The 21,562-nt window shown below is 73.2% G+C and carries 24 protein-coding genes; 10 read left to right on the top strand and 14 right to left on the bottom strand.

Annotation, left to right across the window (positions count from 1 at the left end; genetic code table 11):
- The first annotated feature begins 48 nt into the window (after positions 1 to 48).
- Both AB0G11_RS15775 and AB0G11_RS15770 read left to right on the top strand, forming a co-directional pair.
- Entirely contained in the window at positions 49 to 729 is a 681-nt protein-coding gene (locus tag AB0G11_RS15775) for a DUF4191 domain-containing protein (RefSeq protein WP_219516439.1), read from the top strand.
- Positions 729 to 1,502 carry a methyltransferase domain-containing protein gene (locus AB0G11_RS15770; RefSeq protein ID WP_357586448.1) on the top strand — a complete coding sequence of 258 codons (774 nt, stop codon included), beginning with the start codon at positions 729 to 731 and terminating at the stop codon, positions 1,500 to 1,502. The genes AB0G11_RS15775 and AB0G11_RS15770 overlap by 1 nt, the downstream gene beginning before the upstream one ends.
- On the opposite strand, the gene AB0G11_RS15765 is transcribed toward AB0G11_RS15770, so the two are convergent.
- From AB0G11_RS15765 to AB0G11_RS15755, 3 genes are read right to left on the bottom strand one after another with little or no spacing between them, the layout of a single operon-like run.
- Positions 1,483 to 2,427, bottom strand: a complete 945-nt coding sequence (locus AB0G11_RS15765) for a hypothetical protein (protein WP_357586446.1) — start codon at positions 2,425 to 2,427, stop codon at positions 1,483 to 1,485. The genes AB0G11_RS15770 and AB0G11_RS15765 overlap by 20 nt on opposite strands.
- Positions 2,424 to 3,020 carry a TetR/AcrR family transcriptional regulator gene (locus tag AB0G11_RS15760; RefSeq protein ID WP_246646616.1) on the bottom strand — a complete coding sequence of 199 codons (597 nt, stop codon included), beginning with the start codon at positions 3,018 to 3,020 and terminating at the stop codon, positions 2,424 to 2,426. The genes AB0G11_RS15765 and AB0G11_RS15760 overlap by 4 nt, the downstream gene beginning before the upstream one ends.
- 58 nt (positions 3,021 to 3,078) lie before the next feature.
- On the bottom strand, positions 3,079 to 3,540 hold the full coding sequence (locus tag AB0G11_RS15755; protein WP_219516452.1) for an RDD family protein: 462 nt from the start codon (positions 3,538 to 3,540) through the stop codon (positions 3,079 to 3,081).
- Here AB0G11_RS15755 and AB0G11_RS15750 point away from each other — a divergent pair.
- The 3 genes from AB0G11_RS15750 to AB0G11_RS15740 all read left to right on the top strand — a co-directional run bounded on the left by AB0G11_RS15750 (position 3,539) and on the right by AB0G11_RS15740 (position 5,932).
- Positions 3,539 to 3,919, top strand: coding sequence for a hypothetical protein (locus tag AB0G11_RS15750; RefSeq protein ID WP_219516462.1), 381 nt, complete (start codon positions 3,539 to 3,541; stop codon positions 3,917 to 3,919). The two genes, AB0G11_RS15755 and AB0G11_RS15750, sit on opposite strands and share 2 nt — an antisense overlap.
- Before the next feature lie 84 nt (positions 3,920 to 4,003).
- The gene (glnA, locus tag AB0G11_RS15745; protein ID WP_219516471.1) at positions 4,004 to 5,428 is read left to right on the top strand and encodes a type I glutamate--ammonia ligase; all 1,425 of its coding nucleotides are present in this window, start codon (positions 4,004 to 4,006) and stop codon (positions 5,426 to 5,428) included.
- A gap of 195 nt (positions 5,429 to 5,623) precedes the next feature.
- Positions 5,624 to 5,932, top strand: a complete 309-nt coding sequence (locus AB0G11_RS15740; RefSeq protein WP_219516473.1) for a hypothetical protein — start codon at positions 5,624 to 5,626, stop codon at positions 5,930 to 5,932.
- 173 nt (positions 5,933 to 6,105) lie between these two features.
- Here AB0G11_RS15740 and AB0G11_RS15735 read toward each other — a convergent pair whose 3' ends face one another.
- From AB0G11_RS15735 to AB0G11_RS15720, 4 genes are all read right to left on the bottom strand, one after another.
- The gene (locus tag AB0G11_RS15735; RefSeq protein WP_357586445.1) at positions 6,106 to 6,459 is read right to left on the bottom strand and encodes a hypothetical protein; all 354 of its coding nucleotides are present in this window, start codon (positions 6,457 to 6,459) and stop codon (positions 6,106 to 6,108) included.
- Positions 6,460 to 6,581: 122 nt separating this feature from the next.
- On the bottom strand, positions 6,582 to 6,785 hold the full coding sequence (locus AB0G11_RS15730; RefSeq protein ID WP_219516477.1) for a hypothetical protein: 204 nt from the start codon (positions 6,783 to 6,785) through the stop codon (positions 6,582 to 6,584).
- A gap of 104 nt (positions 6,786 to 6,889) precedes the next feature.
- A complete protein-coding gene (locus AB0G11_RS15725; protein WP_219516479.1) occupies positions 6,890 to 7,327 on the bottom strand; it encodes a calmodulin-binding protein in 438 nt (145 codons plus the stop codon).
- Between the two features lie 72 nt (positions 7,328 to 7,399).
- Entirely contained in the window at positions 7,400 to 8,692 is a 1,293-nt protein-coding gene (locus tag AB0G11_RS15720) for an MFS transporter (RefSeq protein WP_357586443.1), read from the bottom strand.
- 84 nt (positions 8,693 to 8,776) lie between these two features.
- Here AB0G11_RS15720 and AB0G11_RS15715 point away from each other — a divergent pair, with 84 nt between their 5' ends.
- The gene (locus AB0G11_RS15715; RefSeq protein WP_357586441.1) at positions 8,777 to 9,631 is read left to right on the top strand and encodes a LysR family transcriptional regulator; all 855 of its coding nucleotides are present in this window, start codon (positions 8,777 to 8,779) and stop codon (positions 9,629 to 9,631) included.
- On the opposite strand, the gene AB0G11_RS15710 is transcribed toward AB0G11_RS15715, so the two are convergent.
- The 3 genes from AB0G11_RS15710 to AB0G11_RS15700 are packed head-to-tail and all read right to left on the bottom strand — an operon-like array spanning position 9,598 to position 14,179.
- Positions 9,598 to 10,146 (bottom strand): GNAT family N-acetyltransferase, encoded by a 549-nt coding sequence (locus tag AB0G11_RS15710; protein ID WP_357586439.1) that lies wholly within the window; start codon positions 10,144 to 10,146, stop codon positions 9,598 to 9,600. The two genes, AB0G11_RS15715 and AB0G11_RS15710, sit on opposite strands and share 34 nt — an antisense overlap.
- Position 10,147: 1 nt before the next feature.
- Positions 10,148 to 11,170 (bottom strand): hypothetical protein, encoded by a 1,023-nt coding sequence (locus AB0G11_RS15705; protein WP_219510794.1) that lies wholly within the window; start codon positions 11,168 to 11,170, stop codon positions 10,148 to 10,150.
- A 33-nt stretch (positions 11,171 to 11,203) separates the two neighbouring features.
- On the bottom strand, positions 11,204 to 14,179 hold the full coding sequence (locus AB0G11_RS15700) for a bifunctional [glutamine synthetase] adenylyltransferase/[glutamine synthetase]-adenylyl-L-tyrosine phosphorylase (protein WP_357586437.1): 2,976 nt from the start codon (positions 14,177 to 14,179) through the stop codon (positions 11,204 to 11,206).
- An 82-nt stretch (positions 14,180 to 14,261) separates the two neighbouring features.
- Here AB0G11_RS15700 and AB0G11_RS15695 point away from each other — a divergent pair, with 82 nt between their 5' ends.
- On the top strand, positions 14,262 to 14,870 hold the full coding sequence (locus AB0G11_RS15695) for an HXXEE domain-containing protein (protein WP_357586435.1): 609 nt from the start codon (positions 14,262 to 14,264) through the stop codon (positions 14,868 to 14,870).
- Here the strand turns inward: AB0G11_RS15695 and AB0G11_RS15690 are convergent.
- Both AB0G11_RS15690 and AB0G11_RS15685 read right to left on the bottom strand, forming a co-directional pair.
- Entirely contained in the window at positions 14,848 to 15,576 is a 729-nt protein-coding gene (locus AB0G11_RS15690) for a type 1 glutamine amidotransferase (RefSeq protein WP_357586433.1), read from the bottom strand. The two genes, AB0G11_RS15695 and AB0G11_RS15690, sit on opposite strands and share 23 nt — an antisense overlap.
- A gap of 125 nt (positions 15,577 to 15,701) precedes the next feature.
- Positions 15,702 to 16,415, bottom strand: a complete 714-nt coding sequence (locus AB0G11_RS15685; protein ID WP_357586431.1) for a hypothetical protein — start codon at positions 16,413 to 16,415, stop codon at positions 15,702 to 15,704.
- Between the two features lie 273 nt (positions 16,416 to 16,688).
- On the opposite strand from AB0G11_RS15685, the gene AB0G11_RS15680 reads away from it, so the two are divergent.
- A complete protein-coding gene (locus AB0G11_RS15680) occupies positions 16,689 to 17,468 on the top strand; it encodes an ion channel (protein WP_357586429.1) in 780 nt (259 codons plus the stop codon).
- 15 nt (positions 17,469 to 17,483) lie between these two features.
- Here AB0G11_RS15680 and AB0G11_RS15675 read toward each other — a convergent pair whose 3' ends face one another.
- Positions 17,484 to 18,845, bottom strand: a complete 1,362-nt coding sequence (locus tag AB0G11_RS15675; protein ID WP_219510805.1) for a glutamine synthetase family protein — start codon at positions 18,843 to 18,845, stop codon at positions 17,484 to 17,486.
- 152 nt (positions 18,846 to 18,997) lie between these two features.
- Here AB0G11_RS15675 and AB0G11_RS15670 point away from each other — a divergent pair, with 152 nt between their 5' ends.
- Both AB0G11_RS15670 and AB0G11_RS15665 read left to right on the top strand, forming a co-directional pair.
- Entirely contained in the window at positions 18,998 to 19,543 is a 546-nt protein-coding gene (locus tag AB0G11_RS15670; RefSeq protein WP_357586427.1) for a hypothetical protein, read from the top strand.
- Entirely contained in the window at positions 19,540 to 20,592 is a 1,053-nt protein-coding gene (locus AB0G11_RS15665) for a terpene synthase family protein (protein ID WP_357586425.1), read from the top strand. The genes AB0G11_RS15670 and AB0G11_RS15665 overlap by 4 nt, the downstream gene beginning before the upstream one ends.
- On the opposite strand, the gene AB0G11_RS15660 is transcribed toward AB0G11_RS15665, so the two are convergent.
- Entirely contained in the window at positions 20,583 to 21,554 is a 972-nt protein-coding gene (locus AB0G11_RS15660; RefSeq protein ID WP_219510812.1) for a DUF5937 family protein, read from the bottom strand. The genes AB0G11_RS15665 and AB0G11_RS15660 overlap by 10 nt on opposite strands.
- Positions 21,555 to 21,562 lie beyond the last annotated feature (8 nt).

Raw genomic sequence — 21,562 nt, 5'->3', positions numbered from 1 at the left:
CCCTGCCGGGTTCCCGTACTTGTCCGGTTCGTTTGTATCCTTCCTTGCATGGCGAAGTCCGAGGACCCAGATAAGCCGGGGCGCATCAAGCAGCTCCGCATGATCGCGCAGATCATCAAGCAGGCCAATCCCAAGGGGATGCCGATCGTCTTCCTCTCGGCGGTGGGCACGCTGGCTGTGGTCGTCGTGATCGGCCTGGTCACGGACTACCTGTGGTATTCCGTGTTCCTGGGCATCCTGGCCGCCTTCACGGTCGGCCTGGTGGTGTTCGGGCAGCTCGCGCAGCGGGCCCAGTATTCGATCCTGCACGGCCAGACCGGCGCGGCCGCCGCGGTGCTGCAGGGCATGCGCGGCAACTGGCAGGTCACCCCCGCCATCGCGGTCAACCGTGACCAGGACCTGATCCACATGGTGGTCGGCTTTCCGGGCGTCGTGCTGGTGTCGGAGGGTCCCGGCAACCGGGTGGCCAAGATGCTGGCGGCGGAGAAGAAGCGGGTCGCCCGGGTGGTGCTGGGCGTCGAGATCTACGACGTGCAGTGCGGTGACGGCGAGGGCCAGGTGCCGCTCGGCAAGCTGCAGCGCCACCTGATGAAGCTGCCGCGCAACCTGAAGAAGCCGGCCGTCAACGAGGTCAAGGACCGGCTGCGGTCGCTGCCGAAGAACATGCCGATGCCCAAGGGCCCGATGCCCAAGGGCGCCCGCATGCCGCGCGGCCCCAAGATGCGCTAGTGATCTCACCCTCGTCGCGGGCCAACCGGGGCTGGTGGGACGGCAACGCCGACGACTACCAGCTGGAGCACGGCGACTTCCTGCGCGACGACGGCTTCGTCTGGTGCCCCGAGGGCGTCGACGAGGCCGACGCGCGGCTGCTCGGCGACGTGCGCGGGCGGCGGGTGCTGGAGATCGGCTGCGGGGCGGCGCAGTGCGCCCGCTGGCTGCTGGGCCAGGGGGCGCGGGTGGCGGCGTTCGACCTGTCGCATCGCCAGTTGCGCCACGCCCAGCGCATCGACCTCGACGGCGCTCCCGGCGGCCGGGCGGTGCCGCTGGTGCAGGCCGACGCCGAGGCGCTGCCGTTCGCCGCGGAGAGCTTCGACCTGGCGTGCTCGGCGTTCGGGGCGCTGCCGTTCGTCGCCGACCCGCTGGGGGTGCTGCGCGAGGTGCGCCGGGTGCTGGTGCCGGACGGGCGGTTCGTGTTCTCGGTCAGCCATCCGATCCGGTGGGCGTTCCCGGACGATCCGGGCCCGCGCGGGCTGACGTCCGACCGCTCCTACTTCGACCGTTCGCCCTACACCGAGCACGACGAGAACGGCAATCTCAGCTACGTCGAGCACCACCGGACCTTGGGCGACTGGGTGGGTCTCGTCGTCGCCTCGGGGCTGGCCCTCACGGGCCTGCTGGAGCCGGAGTGGCCGGAGGGCCACGAGCGGGTGTGGGGCGGCTGGAGCCCGCTGCGGGGCCGCCACCTGCCGGGCACCGCGATCTTCAGCTGCGCGCGTACCTAGCGGCCATGGCGTGGAAGACCTGGCGGGGCCGCCAGCGGGTCTCGTCGAGCATGCTGACGACGCCGTAGGAGCCGAGGTCGGCGGCGCCGCCGATCCGCGTGTAGCCGGCGAACGTGAACCACATCGCGGCCTCGACGCCCTCCTGCTCGAACACGTCGAGCAGCTCCTCCAGGTAGCGGACCTGCTCGCCCTCGTCGGGCACGGCGTCGCCGGGGACCGCCCAGGCCGAGCCGCCCCGCTCGGCGGCGCCCCGGTAGGGGCAGGTGCCGAACTCGGTGACGACGACCGGTTTGCCGTGCCCGAAGTGGGCGCGCATCTCGTCGCGGAAGGCGTCCGCGTTGTAGGCGGCACGGTAGGCGTCGACGCCGACCAGGTCGAACGGCGTCCAGTCGACGAACTCCCACGGCCCGGCGGCGTAGGTGAGCCGTCCGCCGAACAGCGGCCTGACCGTCTCGGCGGCCTCGGCGAGGAACGCGTCGAGCCGCGCGACGACGGGCGGGACCGTGGTCGCCCACCATGCGGCGTCGGCCTCGCCCATGGCGGCCATGCGGGCGCCGTAGGTGGCGCCGGGCAGGTAGCCGTGGCCGAAGGCGCTGGTCTCGCAGCCCGTCACCAGGACCACCTCGGCGCCGGTGCGGCGCAGCGCCTCGGCCCGGCGGGCCGACTCGGCGTACAGCTCCAGCGTCTCGCCCGGGTGCAGGTCGACGGGGAAGGGCGCGTAGTAGACCGCCAGCCCGGCCGCGGCGGCCTCCTCGGCGGCGACGGTGAGCCGGGCGGGGTCGGCGCCGGAGACGCGGACCACTGTGCAGTGCAGTTCCTCGGCGATCACGCGCATCTCGCGGCGGGCGGTGTCGCGGTCGAAGCGGAGGCGGCTGCGGCCGGGCTCGGGCAGGAACCCGGTGTCGTAGTTGATGCCCTTCTTCACTGCTTGATCCCGTTCTCGAGGAGGTCGAAGGCGAGCTCGACGTCGGCGGCCAGCAGCCGCCGCGCCTCCTCCAGCGGCGTCCCGGCGGCCAGGCGCTGGAAGAACGACTCCTGGAGGGTGGTGAGCGCGGCGGTGATCTGCCCGGCCAGCAGCGGCGCGAGCGCCTCCCCCACGTCGGCGGCCAGCGCGGCGGCCAGCTCGTAACGGCGGCCCAGGTGAGCCTGGTAGACGCCGGCCATGAGCGCGGGGGTCGCGGCGATCACCCGCACCTGGGTGAGCAGGTGGCCGACGTCGATCTCGTCCACCGCGCCGGCCGCCGCCCGCCGGTAGTGCTCGCGCAGCGCGGCCAGCGGCGGCTGCCCCTCCGGCCGCCCGGCGACGACGGCCGCCGTGTCGTCGGCCACGCCGTCGAGGACCAGGCAGTCCTTGGACGGGAAGTAGTTGAACAGCGTCACCTTGGCGACGCCGGCCGCCTCGGCGATCTCGTTGACCGTCACCGCGTCGTAGCCGCGCTCGTCGAACAGCCGCAGCGCCACCTCGGCGAGGTGCCGCCGGGTGCGTTCCTTCTTGAGCTCCCTGAGCCCTGCCATCATCACGAGGGCAGCGTAAACCGTACCGGGTACAAATTCAAACCCGGTACAGTTTTCGTCGTCACATGCGGACGACCATCGTGTTGGACGCCCGGTCGTGCAGGCCGCGATGGTCGCGGTCGAAGATCAACGCCGGGATCGCCAGCGCGAGCAGCGCCGTGCGCGCCAGCACCGGCACCCAGCGCGGGTCGCCGCCGTCCATCGCCGCCACGCGGATGCCCGCCAGCCGGTGGCCGAACGTCTGGCCCATGGCGCCCACCAGCACCAGATATTGCGCGGCGAACACCACGGCGGGCAGCCACGGCGCCTGGGCCGGGTCGGTGCGCAGCAGCAACTGCGTGATCACCCAGGTGCAGATCATCCAATCGATCACCAGGGCGGCGATCCTGCGGCCCCACCCGGCGATCGCGCCGCTGCCCTCCTCCGGCAGCCCCAGCCGCTCCCCCGGGTAGCCGAGGTCGACTCCGGCGGCGCGCACGCCGCCCAGCCAGGTCTGCGTCCAGCGCGGCTCGTTCCTGCTCATGACTCAAAGGTATCCGGCGGGGCGGGCGCCCTGGATCGTGACCTGCCCGCGCTTCACCGCGCCGCCGTTCACGGCCATCATGTACGCCATGCCGTACGGGGACGACCTAGACGCGCGTTTCAACGAGCTGGTCGCGCAGATCGGCGCGGACGAGCGGCGCCGGATGAGGGCGGCGGCGAGCAAGGCGGCCGGGGAGCCGCACCCGGGCCGCCGCCTGTGGCTGGCCGCCGCGGCCGTGCTCGCGGTGATCGCCGCCGCCGGCCTGGTCGTGGCCTTCCGGCCCGACCTGCTCACCTCCGCTCCCCCGCCCCCGCCGCGCGGCAGCGCCCCCGCGTTCACCGTCCCGCCGTCCGTGAACGGGGCCTCCGACCCCGCGTAACACATGCGAAACAATCGAGACACCGTACGGAAACGGCCTCGTCCTACGGTCGGGCTCATAGCCCGTCCCCAGGGAGGTTCGAGAGTGTTCAACTCCGCCGACGACGTCCTGAAGTTCATCAGGGACGAAGGGGTGCAGTTCGTCGATGTCAGGTTCACCGACCTGCCGGGGACGACGCACCACTTCACCTTCCCGGTCGAGAACTTCGGCGCCAGCGTGTTCACCGACGGCCTGATGTTCGACGGCTCGTCGATCCGGGGCTTCCAGGCCATCCACGAGTCCGACATGCTGCTCCTGCCGGACCCGTCCAGCGCCGTGGTCGACCCGTTCCGCCAGCACAAGACGCTCAACATCAACTTCTTCGTGCACGACCCGCTGACCGGCGAGGCCTACAGCCGCGACCCGCGCAACGTCGCCCGCAAGGCGGAGGAATACCTCAAGGGCACCGGCATCGCCGACACCGTCTACTTCGGGCCGGAGGCGGAGTTCTACATCTTCGACGACGTCCGCTTCGAGACGAAGGCCAACGCCGGCTACTACTACATCGACTCCATCGAAGGCGCCTGGAACACCGGCAAGGCCACCGAGGGCGGCAACCTCGGCTACAAGCCGCGCTACAAGGGCGGCTACTTCCCCGTGCCCCCGATGGACCACTTCACCGACCTGCGCTCGGAGATGGTCCGCAACCTCATCGAATGCGGCATCGACGTCGAGATGCAGCACCACGAGGTCGGCACGGCGGGCCAGGCGGAGATCGACTTCAAGTTCGGCACGCTGCTGCGGACCGCCGACAACCTGATGCTCTACAAGTACATCATCAAGAGCACCGCCCAGGAGTACGGCCACACCGTCACGTTCATGCCCAAGCCGATCTTCGGCGACAACGGGTCCGGCATGCACTGCCACCAGTCGCTGTGGAAGGACGGCTCGCCGCTGTTCTACGACGAGGTCGGCTACGCCGGGCTCTCCGACACCGCCCGCTACTACATCGGCGGCCTGCTCAAGCACGCGCCGTCGCTGCTGGCGTTCACCAACCCGACGGTCAACTCCTACCACCGCCTGGTCCCCGGCTACGAGGCGCCGGTCAACCTGGTCTACTCGCAGCGCAACCGGTCGGCCTGCGTCCGCATCCCGATCACCGGCTCCAACCCGAAGGCCAAGCGCATCGAGTTCCGGGTGCCCGACCCGTCGTGCAACCCGTACTTCGCGTTCGCCGCCATGCTGATGGCGGGCATCGACGGCATCCGCAACAAGATCGAGCCGCCGGAGCCGGTCGACAAGGACCTGTACGAGCTGCCGCCGGAGGAGGCCCGCCAGGTGCCCCAGGTGCCCGGCTCGCTGACCGACGTGCTCAACGCCCTCGAGGCCGACCACGACTACCTGCTCGAAGGCGGCGTCTTCACGCCCGACCTGATCGAGACGTGGGTGGCCTACAAGCGCGAGAACGAGGTCGACCCGATCCGCCTGCGCCCGCACCCGCACGAGTTCGAGCTCTACTACGACTGCTAGAACGCGCAACAGGACGACCCGGCATCGCATCGCGGCGCCGGGTCGTTCGCGTGTCCGCGCCCCGCATAGCACGAGGCGCCGCTCCTCAGGAGTGGGTTATAGGTGGCGCATGAGGCATGGAACTGTGCATAGACACCCAGAGTAATCAATTGAACACTCTTGGTGACAGCACTCCCCATCGGGAAAGGACCCTCCATGCCGACTGCACGCATCGCCGCCGGGCAGACCAGCTCCGGCCAGGGCTGGAAAGCGTACGGCGCCAACGGCATCTTCATCGACGTCGACACCACCTCCGCCCGCTTCTCCGGCCGCCCCCACTACGTCACCTCCATCTCCGGCCCCGGCGGCAGCCAGTGGAACCTGGTCGGTCCCAGCGCCGTCTACTCCCCCACCGCCACCTCGTTCCGCGTCTACGTCCAATGGAAGGACGGCAGCGCGATCACGCCGGCCACCGCCCAGCAGTACGGCTGGTACATCACCTGGATCGGCTACGACAACCCCTGACACCCGGACCCCCCGAGAACGGCCCCCGCACCCCCTGCGGGGGCCGTCCCTTTGGACCCTGCCGAAGACGCGGCGCGCGGGCCGGCGCGGCGGCGACCAGGCCCGGGACTGACGCGCGGACGGCGGGTTCACCCCCGGGGCCCGGATGGCGCCTCAGGTCAGGGTCGCTGGGTTCACGACCAGGTGCACTGACCGCGCCTGGCCGAGTGGACGTCGAAGCCGAAGTCCTCGACGAGCTCCCACGGGGAGACTTCGCGGCGCTCGCCGTTGTAGTCCGGCTCCGCGTAGAAGCACCACGGCTCGTGGTCCTGGCTCACCGCCCGGACGACGGGCGGGACGATGGAGGGCTGGTCCGCCGTGAAGAATCTCAGCTCGCCCGCCGCGGTCTGGGCGCAGACCACCCCGATGATCTTCGGGCAGGGAATCGGCGCAGCGGCCTGGGCCGCGGCGGCGGGCAGGGCCAGACCGGCGGCGGCGGTCGCCGTGGCCAGCAGCAGCCCGGCGGCTTTGCGGAGGCGGGTCGTCATGGGGGGACTCCTTTGCTGTGTCGGCATGCCTGCGGAGGCAGACACCCCACTTAACAGCGGAGCGTAGCTATCTGACAACAGAGAGTTACACGACTCTGGCGTTCTCGCTCACCGGGCCCCGATCAGGCGACTTTCCGGAAGACGACGACGGCGCGGTAGCGGTTGTGGTGCTCTCCGTCGGGCTCGGCTTCGGCGCTGATGACGTCCAGTTCCGCCCCTGACCCGAAGAACTCGAGCGCCTGCGCCACGGCGCCCTCCCTTATCTCGTCCGGGGTCGCGCCGTTCACCGTGACGCGCAGGGTAAGCGGAAACGATCGCACACCCATACGATGACCTCCTCCACCCATAGGCGATCTTCTTTGAGCGTAACACCGCAAATAAGCACAAAGGGGTTCCGCCGTCGACGCGGCGGAACCCCCTGACGCCGCCGTTACGGCGCGGAGATCTCGTTCACCAGGCGGGAGCTCCACGGGCACCAGACGAGGCCGGGCAGGAACGCGCCGCCCGCCTCGTCCAGGTGGTTCTCGACGTACGGGATGCTGGCGTCGCACACCTCGATGGCCACGTCGAAGAAGTCGACGGTGTCGGGGCGGAAGTGGTAGCTCCAGCGGGGGTTGTAGGAGGCGGTGCGCTTGTCGATCCGGCCGTAGAGGTGCGGCCGCTCGTCGGTCGCGCCGCTCAGCAGGTCGCGGGCGTGCTGGATGTCGGCGGGGTCGGTGAGCTGGACGACGAACTGTTCACGGGTGATGTCGGTCATCGTGAAATACGCCGGCGTGGCCTGGAGCGCGGTGGCCGGAGCCGCCGCGGTGAGGACGGCGAGCGCGGCGGCGGCGGACATGACGCCGATCTTGCGGGTGATGCTGGGCATGGGTGCCTCCCGGTAGTCGTTGTGTCACTTAACGTAGTTATACGAATGCGTAGAGTGACAGTCACCGGATGGTCAGTTCTGCCATGCCTGCCGGCGGGCCCGTACGTGGCCTGCCAGGGCGTAGCAGGCGGCGGTGGCGGCCGTCAGGAGGGCGGCGGCGAGCAGGGGGCGGGCCAGGCCGGCCAGGACCGCGACGCCGAGGGTGGCGCCGGCCTGGCGGGCGGCGTTGAGGACGCCGCCGGCGGTGCCCGCCGTGCCGGGCGGGGCGCCCGCGATCACGCCCGCGACCAGGGCGGGCAGGCACAGCGACAACCCCGTGCCGGTCACCAGGAGCCACGGTACGAGCGCGTCCGTCAGCGCCAGGCCCGCCAGGCCCGCCGTGAGGAGCGCCAGCCCGGCCAGGATCGGCGGGCGGGCCCCGTAGCGGGCGACGATCCGGCCGGTGAGCAGCGGGTTGACGGTCATGGGCAGCGTCAGCGGCAGGAACGCCAGCCCGGCGGCCATCGGCGTCAGGTGGCGCACGTCCTGAAGGAACAGGGTGAGGACGAACAGGGCGCCCGCGAACGCGAAGTTCGCCGCCGCCCCGGCCACGAGCTCCGGCCACACCGCCCTGACCAGCCCCGGAGGCGTCGCATCGGCCGCCGACCCGGCATCCCGCCGCCCGGTCCGCGCCGATACGACGCCCCGCCGTACCAGCAGGGTCGCCGCCGGGAGGGCCGCGGCGGCGGCGAGGGCGGCTGCGGAGCGGGTGGTGGCGGCGTGGGCGAGGAGGGCGAGCGTCAGGCAGGCCAGCGCCTGGGCCGCCCAGGCGACCGGCCGCCGTCCCGCCGGGGACCGGACGCCGCGGAGGGCGAGCAGGCCGAGGGCGGCGAGCGGGGCGTTCACCAGGAACACCGCCCGCCACCCGGCCAGCTCCACGAGCAGGCCGCCGAGGAGCGGCCCGGCGGCGAGGGCGGTGCCGGTGGCGGCGGCCCACACGCCGGTGGCCCGCGCCCGCGCGGCCGGCGCCGGGTACAGCTCGGCGAGCAGGCCGAGCGAGCCGCCCACGCAGAGCGCGCCCGCCACGCCGAGCGCCGCCCGCGCGCCGACGAGCACGCCGAGCGCGGGCGCGGCGGCGCACGCCAGGGAGAGCAGCCCGAACGCGGCCACGCCCGCCCTGAACACCCGGGCGGCCCCGTAGCGGTCGGCGACGGCCCCGCCGGTGAGGAGGGTGGCCGCGAAGGCGACGGTGTAGGCGTTGACGGCCCACTGCTGCCCGGCGACCGATCCGCCGAGGGAGGCGCGCAGGTCGGGCAGGGCGATGGTGAGCACGGTGGTGTCCAGCAGGACGAGGAAGTAGGCGAGGCAGACCCCGAGGAGCTTCATGCGGGCCAGCCTGCGGGCGGGCCGGGGGCGCGCTCAACAGCCGGGACCGTGGGACGCGTTCGGGCGGACCGTATGCTCGGCATCGTGGATCTGCGTCATTTGCGATGCTTCGTAGCGGTGGCCGGGGCGGGCACGGTCACCGGGGCCGCGCACGGGCTCGGGCTGGCTCCGGCGTCGGTGTCGGAGCAGGTGCGCAGGCTGGAGGCGGGGCTCGGGGTGTCGTTGTTCGAGCGGACGCCGCGCGGGATGCGCCTGACCGGCCACGGCACGGAGCTGCTCGGCCGGGCGCAGGCGCTGCTCGACCATGCCGAGGAGGTGCGGCGCGCGGTCACGGGCGCGCGGCGGCGGGTCACGGTGGGGGCGCTGGAGATGCTGGCGGCCACCCGGCTGCCCGCCGTGGTGCGCCGCCTGTCGGAGCGCCGGCCCGACCTGGACGTGGAGGTGCGGTCGCTGCCCCGGCAGGCGCTGCTGGCCGAGCTGGCGGGCGGCGGCGTGGACGCGGCGCTGCTGCTCGACGCGGGCCCGGCCGTGGGCACGCTGGGCTTCGACGCGCCGCCGGACCTGGACTTCGCCGACGTGGGCGAGGTCGAGCTGCTGCTGGTCGCGGCCCCGGACGGCGACCGCGACCCGCTGCTCGTCTCCGCGCCCGGCTGCTCGATCCGGCTGGCCGCCGACCGGCTGCCGGGGGTGACGGGCCCGCGCCGGGAGCTGACCAGCGTCGCCACGGCCCGCGAGTGGGCCAGGCGGGGCTTCGGCAGGGCGCTGCTGCCGGACTTCGCCGTCGAGGACGACCTGGCGTCGGGCGCGCTGGTGGCGCTCGCGCCAGGGGCGCACCGGCCTGCGCACCGGCTGGCACTGCGGCTGGTCTGGCCGCGCGGCCGGGAGGAGGCGCTGCGCGACGTGCTCTACGCGATGAGCGAGCCGCGCCCGAGCCGGTAGAGGACGTGCGGGCGCAACGGGCTGCCCTCGGGGACGCTCGGGTGCTCGAAGTCGCAGGAGTGGTCGCGGGTCATGCCGAGCCGCCGCATCACCGCCTGGGAACGGGTGTTGGTCAGGGCCGTCATGGAGATGATCTCCGTCAGCCCGGCCTCGCCGAAGGCGTGGGCGGCGGCCCGGCGGGCGGCCTCGATGGCATAGCCGTGGCCCCACGCCTTCCTGGCCAGCCGCCAGCCGATCTCCACCGCGGGCAGGAACGGCGCGTCGAACGTCTGCAGCGCCAGCCCGGTGAACCCGATGAACTCGCCGCTCTCCCGCACCTCCAGCGCCCACAGCCCGTAGCCGTGCTCGTCGAAGCGCTGCTCGATCTTGTCGACGAAGGCGTCGCTCTCGGCCCGGCTCAGCGTGGCCGGGAAGTGCTCCATGACCTCGGGGTCGGCGTTGAGCGCCGCGAACGGCTCACGGTCGGCCTCGCGCCACCTGCGCATGATCAGACGTTCGGTCTCCACGTCCGGCATGCTAACGCCGCGACCGGATGCCGGTGATCCGCCGCAGGACGTCCCACCAGAACGGCGCCCCGAACAGCAGCGCCACGTACGTCAGCAGGAAGCCGGGCCAGTGGCTCGGCGTGGTGAGCCGGTCCCACCACAGGCCGCCGTTCCAGTGCACCGACGGATCACCCTCGGCCGGGATCGACACGCTGACGATCGCGTGGTCGAACAGCTTGACCAGCGCCGGCTCGCTGAGCGTGTCGGTGATGCAGCCCACCGGGTCGGCCTGCTCGCAGCGGGCCTTGAGCTCCTCGTACGCCTCGGGCCCGGACACGGCGGTCACCGAGGCGCGGAAGGCGTTGTCGCGCAGCAGCGTCTTGCCGTACTCCAGGCCGTCCATGGTGAACAGCAGCGTCACCAGCAGCCCCAGCGCGGTCACCACCCACTTGACGTAGCGCTTGTAGAGCATCGACAGCCGCTGCATCTCGCTGTCGAACCAGCTCTCCACGCCCTGCCGGAACCGGTCGAGGTCACGCTGGGCGCTCTCCCACACGCCGTTGAGGTGGCCGTACAGCGGGCTGCCCATGGCCTTGAGCTTCTCCAGCAGCCCTTCGACGCCGCCGGGCTCGCGGGCGGCCATCTCCATGACCGCCACGGAGAAGCGGCCGGGCGGCAGGTTGGAGATGCTGGTGCGGCCCCGTTTGGGATGGTCGATCTCGCGGACGCGCTCGTACAGCAGGCTCGTCAGGGCGCCGCCGCCGTCGCTCGCCGGCACCTCGGCCGACTCGGCGGGCGCCGGCTTCGGGTCGTGCGCGGGCCTGGGGTCGCGGGCGAACGGCAGCGCCGCGAACACGTCGCGCACCCGGCCCGGCAGCCACGACCTGCCGCGCGCGTCGGCGCCGTCGAGAGTGTCGCGCAGGTAGGCCCACAGGAACTTGCTGCGGATCGACAGGACCCGGACGACCGCCTCGTTCAGCCCGCTGACCAGCAGCGACAGCAGCAGGAACGACAGCACGAGGCCGAGGGCGAGATCAACGTAGGCGGATAACACCTCTGATACTTACACCCTGGGCCTCGGGGGGTGTCAACCTTCGTAGAAGACGCGCTCGACGACCTGGCGGGCGCGGCGGGTGACGCGGCGGTAGTCGTCGAGGAAGTCCTCCGAGCCGTCGGGCGGGTAGCCGAGCGCCTGGGCGAGCAGGCGGCGTTCGCGCGCGTCGGCGGGCACGCTGTCGCCGGGCCGCCCCTTGACCAGCATGATCGCGTCGCGGACGCGGGAGGCGCACCGCCACGCCTCGCCGAGCACGGCCTCGTCGGCGGCGTCGAGCAGCCCCGCGGCGACGGCCGCGCGCAGCGCCTCCAGGGTACGGGTGGTGCGCAACGACGGCGTGTCACCGGCGTGCCGGAGCTGCAGGAGCTGCGCCACCCACTCGACGTCCGACAGCCCGCCGGGGCCGAGCTTGGTGTGCAGCGCGGGGTCGGCGCCGCGCGGCAGCCGTTCGGCCTCCATGCGCGCCTTGAGCCGCCTGATGTGGCGTACGGCCTCGCCGGTGAGCCCGCCGGCGGGGTAGCGCAGCTCGTCCACCATCGCGGTGAAGGCGGCGCCGACCTCGGCGTCGCCGGCCGAGAAGCGGGCGCGCAGCAGCGCCTGCGCCTCCCACGGCGCCGACCAGCGCGCGTAGTAGGCGCCGTAGGAGGCGAGTGTGCGCACGAGCGGGCCCTGCCTGCCCTCGGGGCGCAGGTCGGGGTCGATGTGCAGGGGCGGGTCGGGGGCGGGCAGCGACAGCAGCCGGCGCAGCTCGTTGGCGACGGCGTGGGCGGCGTCGGTGGCCTCGCGCTCGCCGGCGCCGGGCAGCGGCAGGTGCACGAACATCACGTCGGCGTCGCTGGCGTAGGACGACTCCATGCCGCCGAGCCGGCCCATCGCGATGACCGCGAACCGGGTGGGGAGCGGGCTGCGGCGCTCGGCCTCGACCTTGCCGAGCGCGGCGCCGAGCGCGGCCCGGATCGTCACGTCGTTGAGCGCCGACAGCGCGGCCCCGACCTGCTCGATGTCGGCCAGCCCCGACACGTCGGCGACGGCGGTGCGGAACAGCTCGCGGCGGCGCAGCGCCCGCACCGCCGCCACGGCCGTCTCGGCGTCGTCGCCGTAGCGGGAGACGGCCGCCGACGCCTCGCCGAGCAGCGACTCCGGCGGCCTGGGGGCCAGGTCGTCGTCGCTGCCGAGCAGCGCGACCGCGTCGGGGGCGTGCATGAGCAGCCCGGCGGCGTAGCGGCTGGTGCCCAGCACCCGCGCCATCCGGGCGGCCACGGCCGTCTCGTCGCGCAGCAGCCGCAGGTACCACGGCGTGGTGCCGAGCTTGTCGCTCACCTGCCGGAAGCCGAGCAGCCCGGCGTCGGGGTCGGGCGTGTCGGCGAACCAGCCGAGCATGACCGGCAGCAGCGTCCGCTGGATCGCCGCCCGCCGGGACACCCCGGCGGTCAGCGCGGCGATGTGGCGCAGCGCGCCCTCCGGGTCGACGAACCCGAGCGCCGACAGGCGGGCCGCCGCCGCCGACGGCGACAGCCTGGCCTCCGACTCCGGCAGCCGGGCCACCGCCTGGAGCAGCGGCCGGTAGAACAGCTTCTCGTGCAGCCGCCGCGCCTCCCGGGCGTGGCGCCGCCAGCGCTGGGTGAACTCCCCCACCGGGTCGGCCTGCATGCCGAGCGCCCGGCCGAGCCGGCGCAGGTCGGCCGGGTCCTCCGGCAGCACGTGGGTGCGCCGCAGCCGGTGAAGCTGCAGCAGGTGCTCGACCTGGCGCAGGAACGTGTACGCCTCGGCCAGCCCCCGCGAGTCGTCGCGGCCCACGTAGCCGCCCCGCGAGAGCGCGGCCAGCGCCGGCAGCGTCGCCCGGCGGCGCAGCAGCGGGTCGAGCCGGCCGTGCACGAGCTGGAGGAGCTGCACCGCGAACTCGATGTCGCGCAGCCCGCCCGGCCCGAGCTTGATCTGGCGCTCGCCCTCCGTCTTGACGTGCGCCTCCACGCGGCGGCGCATCGCCTGGACGTCCTCGACGAAGTTCTCCCGGGTGGCGGCCGACCAGACGAGCTCGTTGACCGCCTCCACGTACGCGGCGCCCAGCTCCAGGTCGCCCGCCACCGGCCGGGCCTTCAGCAGGGCCTGGAACTCCCATGTCTTGGCCCAGCGCCGGTAGTAGGCCAGGTGGCTGGCCAGGGTCCGCACCAGCGGGCCTGACCTGCCCTCGGGCCGCAGCCCGGCGTCCACCTCCCACAGCGCGCCCTCGGGGGTGGCGGTCGAGCAGGCGCGCATCATGGCCTGCGCGAGCCGGGTGGCGGTGCGCAGCGCCTTGGTCTCGTCGGCGCCCTCGCGCGGCTCCGCCACGAAGATCACGTCGACGTCGCTGATGTAGTTGAGCTCCCGGGCGCCGCACTTGCCCATCCCGATCACGGCCAGGCGCACGTCACCCTCGCCGCCCTCGCCGATCTCAGCGACCTCACCGCCCTCGCCGACCTCGGCGCGTGCCACGGCCAGCGCCGCCTCCAGCGCGGCCCCGGCCAGGTCGGACAGCTCCGCGGTCACCTCGGCCTGGGACGCCTCCCTGGTCAGGTCGCGGGCGGCCAGGTGCGCCAGCCGTCCCCGGTAGGCGACGCGCAACGCGACCAGGGCGTCGTCCCGTCCGGCCACGGGCCGCTGGAGGTCGGCGCGGGCGCCCACGGCGTCGAGGAGCGCCGTGCGGGGATCGTCCGGGCGGGGTGTGGCCAGCAGGTCGAGGTGGGCGGGGTGGCGTACGAGGTGATCGCCCAGGGCGGCGCTGACGCCGAGGACGGCGAGGACGCGCTCGCGGAGCCGGGCGTCGGCGCGGAGCCGGTCGAGGGCGCCCGGGTCGCTCTCGGCGAGCCGGGCGAGCGAGGCCAGCGCCAGGTCGGGGTCGGCGACCCCGACGAGCGCGTCGAGCAGTTCGGTGAGGTCGGCGGGGGCCTGCTGGACGAGCCGCGCCGCCGTGGCTCCGTCGGCGAATCCGAGCTTGGCGAGGCGCGCGGCGGTGGACTCGATCCTGGGCACCCCTCCATCTTGACAGGCCCGGACCGGCGCGGCCTAGACTGCAACGCAACGTTGCGTTGTGTTTCGTAGAAAGGGGGCGGACGTGGAGAGGGTGCCGGCGACGGTGACATGGGGGCTGCTCGCGGCCTGGATGGTGCACGACGCGGAGGAGCTGGCCACCATGGCCGGCTGGGCGCGGGCGGCCAGGCCCCGGCTGGAGAAGCGGTTCCCGGGCGTGCCGTGGGAGCGCCTGGAGGTGTCGCAGCGGCACGTCAACGTGGCCATCGGGCTCATGGGCGGCGTGATGGCCGGCGCGTCGGCGCTGGGGGCGCGCACCGGCGGGCGCAGCGCCACCTTCCAGACGGTGCTGCTGGGCTTCGGCGCGCACGGGGTGGTGCACCTCGCCCAGGCCGCCGCCACGCGCGGCTACACGCCGGGCGTGGTGACGTCGCCGCTGGTGGTGATCCCGTTCTCGGTGTGGGCGTGGCGCCGGCTCAAGGCGTCCGGCGTGCCCGTCGCGGGCGGGGCGAAGAGCTGGGCGGGGCTGGCGGCGTTCCCGCTGCTGCTGGGGGGCGTCCACGCGGTCGCCCACGCCGTCGCCGCCCGCCGCCCCGCTGATGGCCCCGGCAACGGTCCCGGCGAGGGCCCCGGCGACGGCCCCGCTCCCGGGGCGCGGGTGCGGCGGCGGTTCAGCCGCGATCGCTGGTTCTGAGGTCGCCCGCGCGCTGCCGGGCGGCGGCGCGGATCGTCGCGGTGAACGCCTCGGCCAGCGGGCGCCAGGCCGACTCCAGGGCGGGGGCGGCGGCGCGCACCTGCTCGTCGAGGCGGCCGGCCGATTCCAGGCCGGTGGCGGCCGTCCAGGAGGCGAAGATGTCCGGCGTCGCCTCGGGGTGGAACTGCACCGCCCAGGCCGCCGGGCCGAGCCGGTACGCCTGGTTGGGGTACTGGGCGCCGGTCATCAGCGGCACCGCGCCGTCGGGCAGGCGCGTCATCGCGTCGCCGTGGTACTGGACGGCCGGCACCGGGCCGGGCCGCGCGGCGATCCCGGCGAAGAGGGGGTCGGAGGCGGCCTGCGGCAGGGCGGTCAGCTCGGACACGCCGGCCTCCAGCCCGTTGCCGCCGCGCTCGACCGTGCCGCCGCAGGCCAGGGTGAGGAGCTGGGCGCCCAGGCAGACGGCCAGCGTGGGGGTCGCGTCGGCGACCGAGCGGCGCAGCAGCTCGCGGGTGGCGGGCAGCCAGGGCCAGCGCTCGTCCTCCCAGGCGGCGGCCTCGCCGCCGAGCACGACGAACCCGTCCGCTGCGGCTTCGGGCACGGGCTCTCCCCGGTACGGCCGGACGACGTCACAGGGGAGCTCCAGCCAGCGGCCCAGGTAGCCGAGCCCGGCGTCGGCCTCGTGCTCGATCACGGTGATGCGCATATTTCAGGATTGTGCCGGACAATCTTGCGCTCGACACCAGCGCGCGACCTCGGCTGACCCGGCCGGCATCCGGCGGTCTCGTTCCGGTCCGCCCCCGGCCGACAGGGGCGGACCGGACGGGCGTGCTAGCGGGGCGTGATCCAGGTGGCCTGGGCGGCGGCGACGAGCGTGCCGTCCACCTCGTACACGGCGCTCTCGCCGAACAGCTTGCGGCCCTCGCGGCCGGTGGCGCGGCCGACGACCGAGTAGGCGCCGCCGGGGATGACGTCGCGGTGGAACTGGACGGCCAGGCGGCCGAGCAGGGCGGACTCGCCGGGCTGGAAGTGGGCCCAGCCGGTGACGCAGTCGAGGGCGGCGGCGACGATCGAGGCGGGGACGCCGTCCTCGTCCGCGACCGTGAACGGCACCCGCCAGCCGGCCGCGACGAGGCCGTCGCCGTCCACCGGGCCGGGGAAGATGCGCAGGCCGTCGCCGGGCTCGCGCAGGCCGCAGGCGAAGCACTCGGGGAAGGCGTGGCCGCGGTGCCCGGCGAAGCCGGCCTCGGCGCGGGCCGCCTCGGTGAAGGCGACGAACGGCGGCGCGGGCACGTCCTCGGCCACGGGGATGGCCTCGACGAGCAGCTTGTCCCCGTCGTAGAGGGAGACGGTGTTGGCGACGTGCTCCAGGCGCAGCTCGCTGTCGAGGGGCGTGGGGGCGTGCAGCGTGACCTCGACCGCCGATCGTTTGCCGTTGAGCGCGTCGGCGAGGGTTCCGGCCAGCCAGCCGCCGTTGGCGACACCCGCGGGGCCCCGGAAGCGCTCGGGAACGGTCAGCACGGTCTGCAGGGCAGCCGTCGTCATGCCACACCCTCCAATATCGCCACTAAGGGCGTTAAGTCCAGAAATATCATTTAGAACAGGCCGATTTTACTGGAAGCATTGATCTACCAGCACCCGGGGCCTGCGCTACGACATAACGCAACAAACCCACACGAACTTCCCCACTCCCCCGCGTGGAACGGTTCAGGTGATCGCTAAAAGATACGGCGGGCCCGGCGTTCCCACGTGACTTCCGGGCCGAAGTGACAATGGTCACGTTCTGTACCGCGCCCGGCACCCGGCAGACTGGCCCGCATGGACCGGCTGACCCTCTGGGAACGACGCACCGGACCGGCGCTCCTGGCCATCGGCGTCTGCTTCCTGGCGAGCTGGGCGCTGCCGGTCGTCGTGCCGGCCCTGCCTCCGGGGGCCGACCGCGTCCTGTGGTACGTCCAGGTCGCCGCGTGGGCGCTGTTCGCGCTGGACTACGCGGTGCGGCTGACGCTCGCGCCGCGCCGGCTGCGGTTCGTGGTGCGCAACGTGCCCGCCCTGGTGGTGGTGCTGCTGCCGATGCTGCGCCCGCTCTGGCTGCTGCGGGCGCTGCTGCTGCTCCAGGTGGTCGCGGCCCGGGTCAGGCTGCCGCTGCGCGTGCGCGCGGTCGTGTACGTGAGCGGCACGGCGCTGTTCCTGGCGCTGGTGGGCAGCGTCGCCGTGCTCGACATCGAGCGCTCGCACGCCGACGGCAACATCAAGACGATCGGCGACGCGCTGTGGTGGGCGCTGACGACGATGACCACCGTCGGCTACGGCGACCGCTTCCCCGTCACCCCGGAGGGCAGGCTGGTGGCGGCGGGCCTGATGACGGCGGGCATCGCGCTGCTGGGCGTCGTGACCGCGGCCATCGCCTCCTGGTTCGTGGAGCGCTTCCAGGCGAGCGCGGCGGCGGAGCGGCGCAGCGAGGCCGAGCTGAAGCAGGCGCTGGAGGAGCTGGCCGGGATGCGGCGTGAGCTCGGCGAGCTGCGGCAGGCGGTCGGCGAGCTGGGCCGGCTGCGCGAGGAGCTGGCGGCCCTCACCGAGCGCCTGGGGGGCCGCTGACCGGCCCGCCCGCGTCTACAGGACCGGCAGGTAGCGGCCCAGCTCGAACTCGGTGACGTGGCGCCGGTATTCGCGCCATTCCGAGCGCTTGTTGCGCAGGAAGAAGTCGAAGACGTGCTCGCCGAGCGTCTCGGCGACCAGCTCGCTCTGCTCCATGACGGCGATGGCGTCGTCGAGCGACTGCGGCAGCGGCCGGATGCCGAGCGCGCGCCGCTCGGCGCTGGTCAGGGTCCAGACGTTGTCCTCGGCGGCCGGCGGCAGCTCGTAGCCGTGCTCGATGCCCTTGAGCCCGGCGGCCAGGATGAGCGCGAAGGCCAGGTAGGGGTTGCAGGCGGAGTCGAGCGAGCGGAACTCGATGCGCGACGAGCCGCCCTTGTGCGGCTTGTACATGGGCACCCGGACGAGCGCGGAGCGGTTGTTGTGGCCCCAGCACACGTAGGAGGGCGCCTCGCCGCCCTGCCCGGCGATGGCCTCGGCGCCGCCCCACAGCCGCTTGTAGGAGTTGACCCACTGGTTGGTGATGGCGGTGATCTCGGCGGCGTGCTTGAGCAGCCCGGCGATGAACGAGCGGCCGATCTTGGACAGCTGGTAGTCGGCGCCGGCCTCGTAGAAGGCGTTGCGGTCGCCCTCGAACAGCGACATGTGGGTGTGCATGCCGGAGCCCGGGTGCTCGGTGAACGGCTTGGGCATGAACGAGGCCCAGATGCCCTGCTCCAGCGCGACCTCCTTCATGACCAGGCGGAAGGTCATGATGTTGTCGGCGGTGGTGAGGGCGTCGGCGTAGCGCAGGTCGATCTCCTGCTGGCCGGGCGCGCCCTCGTGGTGGCTGAACTCGACCGAGATGCCCATCGACTCCAGCATCATGATCGCCTGGCGGCGGAAGTCGTGGCCGGAGCTGTGGGGGGTGTGGTCGAAGTAGCCGCCGGAGTCGATGGGCTCGGGCCGCACGCCGGGCTCGGGCCGGTTCTTCAGCAGGAAGAACTCGATCTCCGGGTGGGTGTAGAAGGTGAAGCCCATGTCGGCGCACTTGGCGAGCGTGCGCTTGAGCACCCAGCGGGGGTCGGCGTGGGAGGGCGAGCCGTCGGGCATGAGGATGTCGCAGAAGATGCGGCCGGCGCCGGGCGTCTCGCTGCGCCAGGGCAGGATCTGGAACGTCGACGGGTCGGGCTTGGCCAGCATGTCGGCCTCGTAGACGCGGGCGAAGCCCTCGATGGCCGAGCCGTCGAAGCCGATGCCCTCGGCGAAGGCGCCTTCCAGCTCGGCGGGGGCGATCGCGACGGACTTGAGGAAGCCGAGCACGTCGGTGAACCAGAGCCGGATGAACCGGATGTCGCGTTCCTCAAGGGTGCGGAGCACGAACTCCTGCTGGCGGTCCACGGCGTCCCCTCGTCAGTGGCAGTACAGGTCTCATATCAGCATGCCGTGTCCGTGTTTCGCACAGGTTACGCGGGCCGCCGGTGCGAGCCTCGCTGACAAAGGGCCCGGCCGGACTTACTGTGATCACGCAGTCAGTCTCGGGGGAGGCATTGGTGGCTATCGACCTGCTCAATCACAAGCTCGATCGGGCCTTCGACCACATCGACGCCGGGGGCGCGGGCGTCGTGGCGCGTGAGGACCTGCTGGGGCTGGGCGCCCGCCTGCTGGTGGGTTTCGGGGAGTCCCCCACCTCGGTCACCGGCAGCAGCCTCGTCGACAGCTTCGACGGGATCTGGACGGCGCTGTCGGAGGCGCTCGGCCGCGACCGCGATCTGGGCCTGACGCGGGAGGACTTCCGCGTGGGCATGACTGCCGCGTTCGTCACCGGCGGCGGCTACGACGAGGTGTTCCGGCCGGCGGCGGTGGCGGTCGCGGAGCTGTGCGACATCGACGGCGACGGGCACGTGAGCCCGAAGGAGTTCCGCACGATGCTGGCCGCGTTCGGCACCGCCTACGACGACGTGGACGAGGCGTTCGAGCGGCTGGACCGCTCAGGCAGAGGGGCGCTCACCGTGGAGGAGCTGGTCCTGGCGGCTCGCGAGTACTACGTGAGCGAAGATCCGAACGCCGCGGGCAACTGGCTCTACGGACCGCTGTGAACGCCACCAGGGACACGACGGCGAACACGACGGCCAACACGACGGCCAACACGGCGGCGAACACGGCGGCGAACACGACCGTGCTGGCGTCGGTGCGGTCCGCGCTGCGGTCGGTGCTGCACTGGAAGCCGCTGCTGCCGTTGCCCCGCAGGGGCGGCTCGGCGGCGGTGGCGCTGCTGGCGCTGACCGAGCGTGTGCCGGCGATGGCGGCGCCGTGCCGCATGCATCCGGCGGTCTACGCGATCGAGGCGGCCGTCATCGACTGGGCGCGGCGCACCGGGCTGCACGCCGATCCGGGGGTGGGCTTCCACCGGATGGCGGGGCGGGCGTTCGCCGAGTTCGACGCGGCGGCGGCGGCGCTGTTCGCGCAGTGGCTGACGTGGCTGTTCCACCTGGACGACGAGCTGGACGAGGGGCAGTGCCGGCTGGAGGTGTTCCAGGGCATGCTGGAGGGCTCGACCGGGCATCCGCTGGAGGCCGCGTTCGCCGATCTGTGGCGGGTGACGAGCTCGCGGATGAGCGACCAGTGGCGGCGGCGGTTCGCGGTCAACCTGCAGCGCCAGCACTACGCCTGCCGGACGGAGGCGGCCAACCGGGCGTCGGGCGCGGCGCCGTCGCTGGCCGACTACCCGGCGCTGCGCCGGGGCACGGTCGGCCCCTACCTGTACGACCTGGTGGAGCCGTGCCTGCGGGTGGAGGTGCCGGCGTGGGTGCACCGGTCGGAGCCGTGGCAGGAGCTGGTGAACGCCTGCAGCGACGTCACCGCCTGGTGCAACGACGTGGCGTCGCGGCCCAAGGAGCGCGGCGACGCGCACAACCTGGTGGTGATCGCGGGGCGGGAGCTGGGCCTGGGCGAGCGTGAGGCGGTGGCCTGGGTGGTGGACCGGATCGCCGAGCGCTGCCGCGACATGCAGGAGGCGGCCAGGCGGCTGCCGCTGGACGACCTCGGACCGCGTACGGCCAGGGACGTGAGCAAGGTGGCGTGCGCCTATCTGGCGGCGCCGCGCGCGCACCTGGACTGGCTGATGGAGTCCACCCGCTACAGCTGAGCGCCGGTGGCGGCCAGCGCGTCGCCGGTGGGGGTGCGGCGGTAGACGACCTGCTTGCCGACGCGCATGCCGACGGCCAGGCCGCTGCCGCTGAGCACGCCGAGGTGCTGGCTGACGGCGCCGGGGGTGAGCGCCATCCGCCCGGCGAGCGCGGAAGTGGTGCTGGGCTCGTCCAGCGCGAGCAGGATCGCGGCCCGGCTGCGGCCGATGAGCGCGGCGAGCGCGCCGGGCGCGGGCGGCGGCCCGCTCTCCCACAGCGTGCCGACGCCGAGGACCGGGTAGACGAGCATCGACTGGTAGGGCGCGGACATGACGGCCACCGACGGCCAGTAGAAGGCGGTCGGCACCAGCACCAGGCCGTCGCCGTGCAGCCCGCCCGTGGCGCACCAGGGCCGGTCGACGAGCAGCCGCTCCCCCGTCCAGGTCACGGCCGGGCCGAGGCCGGCGAACAGCTCTCGGGCGCCGCCCTGGGCGAGCTGCCGCGAGCGGCGCAGCACGTCGCGTTCCAGCAGGCCGTAGACGCGCGGCCAGAACTCGGCGAAGCACGTCTCCCAGTACGCCTCCAGCGCGGCGGCGACGCGTTCGACCCCGGCCGCCGGGTCGGCCAGGAACCGGTCGAGCACCGCCCGGTCGGTGCCCTGGACGCGGGCGGCCTCGGCGGCCGCGCGTTCGGGGCGGGTGGCGCGTACGCGGGCGAGCTCGGCGGCGAAGTCGGGCAGCGGCGTGTCGGGCGGCGGGGTGAGGAAGTCGGCGAGGTAGCCGGAGGCGGGCACGAGCGCGAAGAGCTCGGCCAGGTCGAGGCCCGCCAGGCGGGGCCGCACGCACTTGATCCACGGCAGGTGGATGGACTGGCGGGCGGGGTCCTGGAGCGTGCGCAGGCTGGCCACGAGCTCCCACATCGGGGAGAACGCGAACCGGATGCGCGCCATGTCCTCGGGCTTGAGAGTCCAGGTCACCGACATGCCTTTTA

Source organism: Nonomuraea sp. NPDC023979 (assembly GCF_040639085.1).
Taxonomy (GTDB): Bacteria; Actinomycetota; Actinomycetes; order Streptosporangiales; family Streptosporangiaceae; genus Nonomuraea; species Nonomuraea ceibae.
Note: the sequence above shows the minus strand (reverse complement) of the source record. Positions and strands in the feature narration are given on the sequence as shown.

Coding starts and splice junctions, on each gene's coding strand:
- AB0G11_RS15725 (WP_219516479.1), bottom strand. CDS start 7,327: ATGCCCAGCATCACCCGCAAGATCGGCGTCATGTCCGCCGCCGCCGCG.
- AB0G11_RS15760 (WP_246646616.1), bottom strand. CDS start 3,020: ATGATGGCAGGGCTCAGGGAGCTCAAGAAGGAACGCACCCGGCGGCAC.
- AB0G11_RS15730 (WP_219516477.1), bottom strand. CDS start 6,785: ATGGGTGTGCGATCGTTTCCGCTTACCCTGCGCGTCACGGTGAACGGC.
- AB0G11_RS15775 (WP_219516439.1), top strand. CDS start 49: ATGGCGAAGTCCGAGGACCCAGATAAGCCGGGGCGCATCAAGCAGCTC.
- AB0G11_RS15735 (WP_357586445.1), bottom strand. CDS start 6,459: ATGACGACCCGCCTCCGCAAAGCCGCCGGGCTGCTGCTGGCCACGGCG.
- AB0G11_RS15710 (WP_357586439.1), bottom strand. CDS start 10,146: ATGCCGGACGTGGAGACCGAACGTCTGATCATGCGCAGGTGGCGCGAG.
- AB0G11_RS15755 (WP_219516452.1), bottom strand. CDS start 3,540: ATGAGCAGGAACGAGCCGCGCTGGACGCAGACCTGGCTGGGCGGCGTG.
- AB0G11_RS15690 (WP_357586433.1), bottom strand. CDS start 15,576: ATGCGCATCACCGTGATCGAGCACGAGGCCGACGCCGGGCTCGGCTAC.
- AB0G11_RS15685 (WP_357586431.1), bottom strand. CDS start 16,415: ATGACGACGGCTGCCCTGCAGACCGTGCTGACCGTTCCCGAGCGCTTC.
- AB0G11_RS15740 (WP_219516473.1), top strand. CDS start 5,624: ATGCCGACTGCACGCATCGCCGCCGGGCAGACCAGCTCCGGCCAGGGC.
- AB0G11_RS15750 (WP_219516462.1), top strand. CDS start 3,539: ATGACTCAAAGGTATCCGGCGGGGCGGGCGCCCTGGATCGTGACCTGC.
- AB0G11_RS15660 (WP_219510812.1), bottom strand. CDS start 21,554: ATGTCGGTGACCTGGACTCTCAAGCCCGAGGACATGGCGCGCATCCGG.
- AB0G11_RS15720 (WP_357586443.1), bottom strand. CDS start 8,692: ATGAAGCTCCTCGGGGTCTGCCTCGCCTACTTCCTCGTCCTGCTGGAC.
- AB0G11_RS15680 (WP_357586429.1), top strand. CDS start 16,689: ATGGACCGGCTGACCCTCTGGGAACGACGCACCGGACCGGCGCTCCTG.